The organism is Eubacteriaceae bacterium ES3, from assembly GCA_030586155.1.
Classification (GTDB): Bacteria; Bacillota; Clostridia; order Eubacteriales; family Eubacteriaceae; genus Acetobacterium.
In genome coordinates, this window is record CP130741.1 from 352,323 (window position 1) to 364,108 (window position 11,786).

The following is an 11,786-nucleotide window of genomic DNA, read 5'->3' on the forward strand; positions in this document are numbered from 1 at the left end:
CGTTTTTTTATGCTTCCGCTTTTCTGTTTTTTAAAAGGACCATGGTAATGCCCAGGATGGCAACCCCAAAGCCCAGCACCAGTGCCATATTGGTGAGAATACCTGTTAGGGTATCACCGGATAATGATGCAGTGGTAGCAATTGTGTTGTTGGAGAGGACATACCAGTAGGTTGGAGTGAAACTGGCAATGGATAAAACCGTATCACCTAGCAGTGATTGTTCAACAAATACGCCGCTGATAAATGAGGTGCCCAGGGCAAAGACATTAGCAACAGCAGACATGGCGCCGCGGCTCTTGATCAGGTTGCTTATCAGAAAGCTGATAGACAGAGCGGTCAGAGTAAAGATAAAGGAGTTGAGTGTTAATAAAGCGCCTTTTTCACTAAACATAATGTCTCCGTTTAGAATAAAACTGACAAGAATCATCAGAAGCCAGGTTGCGACTGCAAAACTCAGACTTCCCAGAATTAACTGACTGTTATAGTTGAGTGATTTTAAGGGGGCACTGAAATTTCTCTTTTTAAGATCGGGCTCATTAAAAACCAGCATGACCGAACAAACGCCAAGAATTAGAATGGCGAACAGCGAGTAGGACATAAAATTAAAGAAGTAACCTACTTTTTCAGCAGCAGCGCTTTCATCGCTGTTGTAATTAAGAGTGACGGCAGTGCTTTTGGATAAATCGTCCTTAACTGATTGAACCAGCTCATATTCGCTGACAACATCAGCGTAATTCAGATAAGTTTGGGCGGTATTGAGATACTGGTTGATGCGCAGGTCCAAAAATGTGGCACTGGTGGAATTAGGAACCGTTGTTTTTTCGAGTTCAGCCGATTCACCATTTAAAAAATGGTCTGTAAATCCAGAGGGTATTCTTAAAATATAATCCACTTCCCGAAAGAAGAGGGCATCCTGAAGGCTTTGTGTTTCATCAGGTAGATTAACCATATTGGTGTTTTCGGACAGATAAGAAATGAAACCGTCAAGGAAAACTGAATCGTCATCTTCATTAATCAAAGCGATGTTAATTTTGGTTTCTAAAAAATCCGTTGAAACAGGTGGATTGTAACTGGTAGTAAAGATGAGCGTTAAAACCATAAATACGATTAGATAGATCAGCAGCTGCATCCGGTTCTTTAAAATGATTTTGAAAAAAGCTTTATAAACTTGCATATTTTTGCCTCCTTATAACAAGAAATGTAAGGGTTAGGAAAACTGCTATAAAACCGCATAATAGAATAATGTTTGTATAAAATCTGGTGTGGTCAGTATAGTAATAAAGGGCATAAAAGCTGTCGGTAATCAGATTTGCAGGATTTATATAGGACAGGATGGGAAGGTTTTTGCTGACGAGGTACTTCATGTTTTCAAACATCATGCCGGCCAGAAAACTCATTCCCATGGTTGAACCGATCAGGATTCCCATTTTTACCCCTTCTTCCCGTTTGACAACGGAAGCGATAAAGGCCCCGAAGCTTACCCCTGTGATGGATCCAACCAGACAGGTTAAAGCGATATAGCCTAACTGATCGCCGAAATCGATTTTCAGGACGAATACCAGAAAACTCATCAGGACAGCGATTACCGTCATTTGAATGGTTGCGGCTGCCAGCATGGAAGACAGAAATATATTGAGTTTATTGGCAGGTGCCACGCTGACTCTGGCCCCTACTTCCGAAAGGTCAGCTTGGATCGCGGTAATTTCTTTAAGTCCCAGAAAACCGCCATAGAGGCAGGCCATGGCAATCAGGGTGTAAAAATAGTTGACCAGCTGATCCGGATTATTTCGTGAAGGAGTCACTTCAGTAAGATATTGCTGATTGTCAGTTAGTGAGTCGATGAGTCCGGCGCTAAGTGCCTGGGGATTGTCAGTAATGATGGACGTTAGAGTCGATGAAACCTGCAGGTACTGATCGACAAAACTTTTAATGATCGTCTGATTAATACCGGATTGTGAAACAATCAACGCAGGTGTCTGGTCAAACAGGATAATACCATCAACCTGGTTGTTAAAAAGCTCTTCATTGGCCTCTTCTTGCGAAGGTTCGGAAATAATAAAAAGATCTGTTTCTTTGGCTGCTTCTAAAAATGATGAACCTTTTTCGCTGTCTTCTTTTAGAACGATGGCCAAATTGATTTTTTCAAAATCGTCGATACTGCTGATATTTGACAAGGCCAGGTAAAAAAGACTGCCTAGAATAATCGGAAATAACAAGGTCCAGAACATCATTTGTCGATCTCGGAGGATACATTTCAAACGATAGATATAATTATGAAAAAACATGGCATCCTCCTTAATCCCGAAGTTCTTTCCCAGTGATCTCCAGGAAAACATCGTTTAGAGTTGGGGGTTCGGAAAAGACTCTGCCGATTTGAATAGCGTCCTTTTTCAGCAAGTCGAGAATTGGAATCAGGTTATTTTTACCGCGGCTTGATTTTATGATAAGTTGTGAATCAACCAAATCGGCACTGATAATATTGGGGAAATCGGCTATTTCTGAAAGGTTGAGATCCTGTGGATTAAGGAGTTCAATAGAAATATGTTCACCGGTTTTAATGATTTCTTTTAAAGATTCATTGGTGCCAGAGGCAATAATTTTTCCTTTGTCCATAATGGCGATGCGCGAACAGATTTGTTCGACCTCTTCCATATAATGGGAAGTATAGATGATAGTTGCACCATTGGCATTGAGCTTCTGAATCCCTTCCAGAATACTGTTTCGGCTCTGAGGATCGACAGCTACTGTTGGTTCGTCCATAATAATCAGATCGGGTTTATGGGCAATCCCGCAGGCAATGTTGAGTCTTCTTAGAAGACCGCCGCTGAGTTTTTGCGGCAGAAATTTTTTAAAATCCCGGATTCCCACAAAGTCGATGGCTTCTTCTACCAGCTGACGGCGTTTGGCTTTATCGGCAACATACAATCCGCAGAAATAATCAATGTTTTCATAGACGGTGAGTTCATCAAAAACTGCAACATTCTGCATTACGACACCAATTCGCTTCTTTAAGTCGTAGGCTTCGGGATGCATGGGTTTGTCATAAATTTCAATGTCGCCCTTATCATACTTGAGTAACGATAAAAGACAGTTGATAGCGGTTGTTTTACCAGAACCGTTGGGACCAAGCAGTCCGAAAATCTCGCCCTCGCGAACTTCCAGATTCAGATGATCCAGTGCAATCAGATCACCGTAGCGTTTGACCAGATTTTTTATTTTAATAACCATGGGTGTTCTCCTTTTCTTTTTTCTAAGTAAATTCTACTCGAAGCAGACAAAATTTTGAAGTGAGCCGGATAATGATAGGGTATGACAAATGTCATGATTTATGATACAGTATTGACAAGAATCATAGGGGAATTCGGGTAAAAATGAATAAATCAATGGATAAGATAATACTGTTTATCTGCTGTTTGGCACTCTTTGCAAGTACCGTGGAGATGGTGTATAAGATAGTTCCAGTACTGATAGCGGTTATTTTTTCAGCTGCTTTGGGTTATGTAGACAAGAAGAAGGCGGCAGTCGGAATTTATATTTTTTTTACGGTGGCCAGTTTCTTTTATCGGGAGCTGATTTATTTTCTGCCGCTGATTGCTTATGATATCATGAGCGGTGAAACTAGCTGGTTTTTATTTCTGGGCTTGCTTCCCTATTTGACTGGTTTTTCTGGTTTGCCAATTACAGGTCTTGTTTTAATTCCGCTTTTTATGGGACTGGGATATTTTTTGAAGCGTCGAACGATAATGCTTGAAACGATAAAAACAGACTACTATAAGCTTCGTGATAATACCAAAGAAACGGCACTTCAGCTGGAAAATAAAAATCGTCAACTACTTGAAAAGCAGGACTATGAACTGAACCTGGCTACACTGGCGGAACGCAATCGTATTGCACGGGATATCCATGATAATGTCGGTCATCTCTTGTCGCGAAGTATTTTGCAGACCGGTGCTCTGCTGGCAACAACAAAAGACCAAGGCGCTAAAGAAGGATTGACGAAAATAAAAGAGACCCTGACTGAAGCGATGGATAGCATCAGAAACAGTGTCCATGATCTTCATGAAGAAAGCTTTGATCTGGAAGTGGAGATACAATCACTCCTTAATCAGTTCACCTTCTGCCCGGTTACATTTGAATACGACATTTTAGATAATCCATCGAAAGAAATTAAATACTGTTTTGTTTCGGTTGTTAAAGAAGCACTGTCAAATGTAATCAGGCATTCGAATGGAAATCTGGTTAAAGTAAGGGTGCGGGAACATCCGGGCTTCTATCAGCTGGTGTTCTGGGATAATGGTAAAGTGGAAAAAATGGGTCAGGGCATCGGTCTTGAAAACATCGAGGATCGAGTCAAAAAACTTAAAGGGAATGTGAATTTCGGGATGTCGGACGGATTTCGGATTTTTATATCAATACCAAAGGAATTTGAGGAGTGATCATGAAAGTTTTAGTGATTGACGATGATCAGCTGGTCTGTGCGTCTTTAAAAACCATTATTGAAGCAGATAGTGGGATTTCGGTGATTGGATTAGGGCATGATGGACAGTCTGCCATCGATTCTTTTCACCGCTTAAAGCCTGATATTCTTTTAATGGACATTCGGATGCAGGGAATGACTGGTCTGGAAGCCGGCGAAAGAATTTTAAAGGAAGATCCCACGGCTAAAATTTTATATCTGACGACCTTTTTAGATGATGAATATATTGTCAAAGCCCTGAAAATTGGTGCTAAGGGCTATATGGTCAAACAGAATTTTGAAAGTATCGTCCCCTCGCTTCAAGCTGTGGCTGCAGGGCAGACGGTTTTTGGAGCCGATATTATTGAAAAAATACCAGAACTGATGGGGCATGAAATAAAAATTAGACTTGAAGAGTTTGATTTAAACGAAAAAGATATGGAAATGATTTCCCATGTGGCCCAGGGGCTTTCCAATCGTGAAATTGCCGGTATTCTTTTTCTCAGCGAAGGAACCGTGAGAAACCGGATTAGTCTGATCCTGGAAAAACTTTCGCTAAGAGATCGGACTCAGCTGGCTATTTTCTATTACAAGAATGGGCTCGATAGAAGAAAATGATTTGAGTCCTTTGTTTTGTACTTACAGGATAGGGTAAAAAATGAAATAAGAGTCACCTTAGGTGATTTTTCTGGCAGGATTGAATATTTTACAAGGAGGTCGTCAATGATTTTTTATTTTTCAGGAACTGGTAATTCGCTTCATCTGGCAAAGGTTTTGGCTGAAAAAACGGGTGAGAATCTGGTTAATATCGCCCAAACGATAGATGAGGGAATGCTTGAATTTGAACTTGAAGAAAATGAAAGGATTGGATTTGTTTTTCCGGTATATGCCTGGGCGCCCCCGGAAATCGTACTTGATTTTATTAGGCATCTGAGTCTTATGGGAGAGGTTGGCTATGTTTTTGCCGTTATCAATTGCGGTGGAAGTGAAGGGAAGACCACCAGTATTTTAAAGAAGGCATTAGAAAAAAAAGGCATGGAGCTTAACAGTTCTTTTACCCTTCAGATGCCCAGTAATTATATAATCGGTTCTGATGTGGAATCACAGGAAGAGGCAAGTAAAAAACTTCAAGCTGCTGCTCAGAAGCTGATTGAAATTGGTGAAGTCGTTAAAAATTACAAAAAAGGATTTTTTCATACGCTTCCTGGCAATATGCCCGGTATGAAATCGAAACTGGCTGGTTCCATGTTTAATCAGTTTGCCCGAAGCACGGGTAAGTTTTATGCCAATGATGAATGTAATCAGTGTGGACTTTGCGTGAAAATTTGTCCGCTTCATACTATTTCATTAGAGGATAAGCCGGTTTGGGGAAAAGACTGCACCATGTGTTTGGCATGTATTAATCGGTGTCCCAAGAAAGCTATTCAGTATGGTAAAAATACTGAGAAAAGAGGGCGTTATAGTCACCCAGATCTAAAATGAAAGTTCGCTGGCTGATGATTTCATGCCTGGTAGTTATGTTGCTGATGATTGCTTTGATACCAGAATGTCGCAGTGATACGGTTCTGTTTGTTCAGAGCTTACTTTTAAGTGACCAGGATATTTTTAAAAGCTCCGGTCTTAAACTTGTAATACCCACCGGGAAAACGGTTCCTAGTTCTGAATGGGACGAGTCGATGAAATCATTTCAGCCGGGGCAAGATTTTCCCCATGAAGATGCAGTGGGACGGCTAAGTATTCTCTATAATTTTGGTGATTTTAAAAACGGACGTTCAACTTTTTATAATCCGGATGCCGCGTGTTTTAATGCCCATTATGGGGTATATGCCGTTCAATTGGATGAGGGGATTTTTGGATTTAAAAACGGTGAGCCGGATCTTGAGGCGGTCACGAAGCTGGTTGCCTTTGACCAGCTTAATCTGGTAATGGCATCTCTCGGTTGTCCCAAATCAGAGCGAACATTTGAATCTGAGCTAACGGATGTGGAGAAAAATATTGATATGGCCGGTTTTAATGACTGGATTAAAATCGATGCCAGGATAACTACCAACTCTCCGCTCCATCAGAAGAATGCCTTCCAACAGGGTTATCTTCAGTATGGACAACCGCCAAGAGACTATCGGGGCGGAAATTTTTTGCTTATCGATATGTCCGGTCGTTTATACTTAAGGTATGACGCGGATGTAAATCTTACAATTATTTATTTTGTGATTGCCAGGAACAAAAATATCGTGAATGAAACAAGTCGGGACTATCTAATTCCGATTCAATGGGTGAAAACAGAGGTGAAAGAATGAAGATTGCTGGAATTCAGCTGGCGGTAGTTGCCGGCCAGATAGAGACAAACTTTAAAAAAGCCGAAGAATGGATCAGAAAGGCGGCTCAAGCGGGTGCTGATGTTGTAGTCTTGCCGGAAATGTTTGTCGGCGGGTTTTTATCAAAGCTTCCGATGGAAGAACTGGCTGACCCAGATGGAAAGCGGACAAAAAGTTTTTTATCGAAGTTATCAAAAGAATTAAATATGAATATTGTCGGCGGTTCGGTGGCGACAACAAAGGCTGGCAAATACTATAATACCGCCTATGTTGCAGATCGACAGGGGCAAATTATCGCTGACTATGATAAGATTCATCTCTTTTCCTATGCCGGTGAAGAAAAGCGATATTCAGCGGGCGAAAGCCTGGTCGAATTCTTCCTGGACGGCATCAAATGTTCAGTGATGGTTTGTTATGATTTGCGGTTTCCGGAAATTTTCAGAAAGCAGTCCTTGTCCGGATGTGAGATTATTTTTCTGCCAGCGCAATGGCCGACTCCCAGAATTGATCACTGGCGGATTCTTAATCAGGCCAGAGCCATTGAAAACCAGTTGTTTATGGTGTCAATTAATGGTTGTGGAAAAGCCAACAAGGATATTCAAAACGGTGGAAATTCTTTAATGATTGATCCCTGGGGGGAGATAATAGCTGATGGGGGCGAAGAGCCCCAGGAAAAAATGATTATTGGGGACCTGGACCTGGCACTAGTAAAGAAGGTGCGGGAGAAAATGACTGTTTTCGTAGACCGGCAGCCTTTGGCATACCGTATAGAAGAAAGTTAAGCTGACTTTTAAGAGTCAGTTTTTTTATACTCTGCTTTCCTTTATAGAGTCTATTTGTTTAATAAGATTAAGCGCCTGATCTGATACGATGATATCATACATTTTTCGGGGATCATCAAAGTCAATATCAGTCAGTTCGACAATCTGATTAATCCGGTATTTAATGGTATTATAATGCAAATTCATTTTTTTAGCGGTTGCAGTAATGTCCTGACGGTTTCGGGCAAAGAAAAACAAAGTGTCTGCAAGTTCGCTGCCCTTATCGTTATCACAGGCGAACAGAAGTTTTACTTCATCGCAAACCAGGCCTTCGAGATCACAAATATCACTGTAATGCAGCATCATATGAGTTGTTTTACAATCATCGTATTTTAGCAGTGGCGAAGCGTAGTTAAGCCGTCTCATAATTTCAATACAGGCTAATGATTGTTTGTAATGTTTGTGAAATTTTGCGATGGAAGAAAAGGGTAGACTGATCCCTGCTATACAGTGGTCTTCTTTCAGTATCGCTTCAAAACGGTCGAGTTCTTCTAATGACAGTGGACTGGCAGAGTTTTTTGAATCAAAAAGAATAACAATCCTGTGCTCAAAAACGACAACGGTATGTTTATTAAAATGGTTTTGCAGCTTCTTTTTAAGCAGATATATTTTTTCGGGATTATGCAGGATGTCGTTATAAGCGACGGTGATCGCAACCATAGAGTCATAGAGTACCAGGTTAAATAGGTTGGCCCTTTCTTCGATCGCAGACTGGCCCTGAATTCTGTTTTCCAGCAGGTCAGTTAAAAAACTTTCAATCAAAGTGTTGCCTGCTAGATTCTTACTTGTCGTTTCGATTAATGCGATCGATAGGAACTGACACAAAAGGCTCAATTGCTGGAGGTTAATATCAGAAACTGGTTTGTTGCATTCAAAAAGTTCAAGGTAGCCAAGCAGCTGGTTGTTACGAACAATTTTACCAGTGATTAAGGAGTGGTTGAGAATTCCTTTTTCCTTAATGATAATATTTTGATGATCCGGATTGAGAGCGCTTTCGTCCAATATTTTGTCGAGAAATTCTTTTTCCTGATAGCCTTTTTCAATTGTTCTTTCTAGAAGCGGTTCATTTTGAACATATTGTGTGCCTGCGTGGGCCAGGAGTCCAAAAGACGTATTGAACAGCATCATCGGGTTGTTGAGTGTTTTGTAACCAGTATCAAGAATTTCCTGAATGCTTGCACCGTTTTGGCACAAGTTTAAAAGGTTATAGGCATAGTTGTTAATCTTGAGCTGCAGTTCAAAGATATCCCGGATTTTATCCTGGATTTTTTTAAATTCCAGAGGATTGTCGGTAATTAGCATATTCAGAGAACTGATTTCATAATACGAAAGATCAATTGCTTTATCTTCCAGCAGAACCAGGTTACAATTATAAAGTTTTTCGGCTGGCGGTAACTGAGTGGTTTTTCCGACATAAAGATAATCTGGAGATAAACGATTACACTTACGACTTATACGACCAGAACCGATGATATTTCGTTCAGGGGCAGGATTAATCAGCCTGAAATTTTTATTAAAGGGATGATAGATTTGGGAGAATGTAATCGTCATAAGAAAGGCCTCCAATAATATTAAATATAGTTAAAATTATAAATCTATGATGAGTATATCAAAGCCAGACTTCTAAATCAATATGGTTTAAGCAATAATCCTAAAATTTGATGCTCAATTTATAAAAAATTGTAGAATCATAAATAAAAGAATACAAAAAAACAAATGATATTGCAAAATAATATTAAATAGGAGGGCTCAAGTTATAAAATAATGCAAATCAAAATATAAATCATGCTAAAAATATTTGTAATAATTTCATTTGCTAATAAAGATTTGAAATCGATTGAATGTTACGATATTTATATAAAATTGGTTTGTTTCATATACTTGGCGCAAGGATTATTAATCACAAAGAACACAAAATAAAGAAAACGTTAACAATGCAAAATAGCATCAATTTGACGAAAAAACTAGTGTATGAGTATTATGAAATTTATTAATGGTTAATAACTGGAATGGAGGAAAATGTCAGCTCATTTATATTAAAAGAAACACGGTGTAAAAAACTGTTTTAATCAGGTGCAATATAAAATGAATTCTGAAAGTTAGCTGGTTACTAGGGCTTTAAAAAAGCATAGAAATGTTTTTTAGAGTTGATTTCAGGAGGTTAAAACAAGAAATGGCATGCAACATGAATAGCTTAATGTTGTAATTTGAGAAAATTGAAAGGGAATGGATAAAATAATGTGGAAAACCATAAGAATTAATGCTAAAAATAATTTAATTGTTGAAGAAAGCTATAAGGAAGATTACTTAGGCCTGGGAGGAAGAAGTCTGATTGCACAATTTTTAATGGATGAGGTTAACCCGGCCTGTGATCCACTTGGTGATGAGGCAAAGATAATTTTTTGTACCAGTATGTTCGCTGGCAGTGGATTAGTTTGCGCTAATCGTCTTTCAGTCGGAGCTAAGAGTCCCTTGACGAACGGCATAAAAGAATCAAATGTCGGGGGAAATGCCGCTGCTGCCTTTGCCGGACACAACTTGCGTGCGATTGTGATTGAAGACTGCCCGGAAGCAGATGCTTCAATGAAGTATGTACTCATTCAAGCGGATGGTAAGCTTAGTCTGGAAGATGCGACAGATTATGAAGGAATGAACAATTATGAATTTGTAAAAGAGATGCAGGATGAATTCGGCGAAAAGGTTTCAGTAATTTCCATTGGAACAGCTGGTGAGCGCTTATACAAAAATTCTTCTTTGCAGGTCACAGAGTTTGGAACCAATTATCCCTGTCGGGCAGCTGGTCGCGGCGGCTTAGGATCAGTATTGGGGTCCAAAAGGATTAAAGGGATCGTCATTCAAAAAGCCAGTGATAAAAATGAAATCGAATATGCTGACCCGGGTATATTCCAGAAGATTAAAAAGGAACTTAATCAGTCGGTAATTGAATCGTCAAAAGAGAATCCATTTGCTTTAGTTGGAACAGCATCTACTATAGATGCCGTTGGTCCAGCGGGCATTATGCCTACCCACAATTTTACTGGGACGATTTCCGAAGAATTGGAAAATATTAAATCGGATAAATTTATGGAATTTGTCAATAAGAACGGGAAAAACCAGCATCCTTGTCAGGCGGGTTGCCTGGTGAAATGTTCAAACATTGTCAAAGATGATGACGGTAATTTTTTGACGGGTGGTTTTGAATATGAAACTATTGCACTTTGTGGTCCTAATTGTGATATTTATGACTATGAAGCCATCGCCAAAATGGACCGGATGTGTGATGATATCGGCCTTGATACAATTGAAACAGGCGCAACTATTGCCTTATGCATGGAAGCAGGTCTAATCCCCTGGGGCGATGCACAAGCCGCTTTGGGGCTTTATCAGCAAATATCCGATGGAACTGACTTGGGGAATTTGCTTGGGCAGGGAGCTGCTTTAGTAGGTAAACATTTTAACAGCAAGCGAATCCCAACCTGCAAGAATCAGGCCTTGCCTGGATATGACCCGCGAGGTTCTATCGGGACTGGCTATACCTATGCGACAACTTCAATGGGAGCCGATCATACAGCGGGAATTACTCTGGGTCCTGATGATCCAAGCGATATTGATGGAGCGATAGCAAGCTCCAATATGATGCAGCATATTTTTGCTATGGCAGATAGCATGACGTGTATGATGGCTATGGCAACTTTAGGTGGTCAGCTCGATAAGGTCGCTGATTTATATAATGCCATGTATGGAACAAATATTAATGTGGATGATCTGTTTGCAGCAGCCGATAGAACATTACAGCTGGAAAAAGAATTTAACCGGCAAGTGGGCTGGAAACCTGAAGATAATGTTATTCCTGAATTCTTTAGAAATGAACCACTGCCTTCAACTGGAAGAAAATTTGATATTCCAGCCAAGTTGCTGTCGGTAGAAGCCTCACAATGATTGTTTTTAATAATCAGGAATTTGATTTGGAAAAAAGCATGACGGTTGCACAATTGCTTGAAATCATGAAAGAAAAAGATTTAATCAAAAATACTGCATTGCTGGTTACGCTCAATAGTGAGCTGATTTCACCATCAGAAGTCTACAAAAAAATGATTAATGATGGAGACGTGATAAAAACCCGCTATTTACCAACCGGGGGATAATTTAGAACCGAGCAGTTAAGAAAATCTACAGTAGAGTTAGGAGTGTATT

The 11,786-nt window shown here is 39.9% G+C and carries 11 protein-coding genes; 7 read left to right on the forward strand and 4 right to left on the reverse strand.

The annotated features are described in order from the left end of the window. Nucleotides 1-7 precede the first annotated feature (7 nt). From Q5O24_01550 to Q5O24_01560, 3 genes are read right to left on the reverse strand one after another with little or no spacing between them, the layout of a single operon-like run. The gene (locus Q5O24_01550) at nt 8-1,174 is read right to left on the reverse strand and encodes an ABC transporter permease (GenBank protein ID WKY48040.1); all 1,167 of its coding nucleotides are present in this window, start codon (nt 1,172-1,174) and stop codon (nt 8-10) included. Further along, nucleotides 1,161-2,285: an ABC transporter permease gene (locus tag Q5O24_01555; protein WKY48041.1), complete on the reverse strand. Its 1,125-nt coding sequence runs from the start codon at nt 2,283-2,285 to the stop codon at nt 1,161-1,163. The genes Q5O24_01550 and Q5O24_01555 overlap by 14 nt, the downstream gene beginning before the upstream one ends. A gap of 10 nt (nt 2,286-2,295) precedes the next feature. Then, nucleotides 2,296-3,228, reverse strand: a complete 933-nt coding sequence (locus tag Q5O24_01560; GenBank protein WKY48042.1) for an ABC transporter ATP-binding protein — start codon at nt 3,226-3,228, stop codon at nt 2,296-2,298. A gap of 155 nt (nt 3,229-3,383) precedes the next feature. On the opposite strand from Q5O24_01560, the gene Q5O24_01565 reads away from it, so the two are divergent. From Q5O24_01565 to Q5O24_01585, 5 genes are all read left to right on the forward strand, one after another. After that, nucleotides 3,384-4,436: a histidine kinase gene (locus tag Q5O24_01565; GenBank protein WKY48043.1), complete on the forward strand. Its 1,053-nt coding sequence runs from the start codon at nt 3,384-3,386 to the stop codon at nt 4,434-4,436. Nucleotides 4,437-4,438: 2 nt separating this feature from the next. Next, nucleotides 4,439-5,074: a response regulator transcription factor gene (locus tag Q5O24_01570; GenBank protein WKY48044.1), complete on the forward strand. Its 636-nt coding sequence runs from the start codon at nt 4,439-4,441 to the stop codon at nt 5,072-5,074. Nucleotides 5,075-5,179: 105 nt separating this feature from the next. Then, the gene (locus Q5O24_01575; protein ID WKY48045.1) at nt 5,180-5,938 is read left to right on the forward strand and encodes an EFR1 family ferrodoxin; all 759 of its coding nucleotides are present in this window, start codon (nt 5,180-5,182) and stop codon (nt 5,936-5,938) included. Next, nucleotides 5,935-6,753 carry a hypothetical protein gene (locus Q5O24_01580; protein ID WKY48046.1) on the forward strand — a complete coding sequence of 273 codons (819 nt, stop codon included), beginning with the start codon at nt 5,935-5,937 and terminating at the stop codon, nt 6,751-6,753. The genes Q5O24_01575 and Q5O24_01580 overlap by 4 nt, the downstream gene beginning before the upstream one ends. Further along, nucleotides 6,726-7,553, forward strand: a complete 828-nt coding sequence (locus tag Q5O24_01585; protein WKY48047.1) for a carbon-nitrogen family hydrolase — start codon at nt 6,726-6,728, stop codon at nt 7,551-7,553. Before Q5O24_01580 ends, Q5O24_01585 begins: the two co-directional genes overlap by 28 nt. A 24-nt stretch (nt 7,554-7,577) precedes the next feature. Here Q5O24_01585 and Q5O24_01590 read toward each other — a convergent pair whose 3' ends face one another. Beyond that, nucleotides 7,578-9,143: a helix-turn-helix domain-containing protein gene (locus tag Q5O24_01590; protein ID WKY48048.1), complete on the reverse strand. Its 1,566-nt coding sequence runs from the start codon at nt 9,141-9,143 to the stop codon at nt 7,578-7,580. A gap of 675 nt (nt 9,144-9,818) precedes the next feature. Between Q5O24_01590 and Q5O24_01595 the strand changes: the two genes are divergently transcribed. Together Q5O24_01595 and Q5O24_01600 are read left to right on the forward strand one after the other, a co-directional pair. Next, on the forward strand, nt 9,819-11,531 hold the full coding sequence (locus tag Q5O24_01595; GenBank protein WKY48049.1) for an aldehyde ferredoxin oxidoreductase C-terminal domain-containing protein: 1,713 nt from the start codon (nt 9,819-9,821) through the stop codon (nt 11,529-11,531). Beyond that, complete coding sequence (locus tag Q5O24_01600) at nt 11,528-11,737, forward strand: hypothetical protein (GenBank protein ID WKY48050.1); 210 nt, start codon at nt 11,528-11,530, stop codon at nt 11,735-11,737. The genes Q5O24_01595 and Q5O24_01600 overlap by 4 nt, the downstream gene beginning before the upstream one ends. Nucleotides 11,738-11,786: the final 49 nt, after the last annotated feature.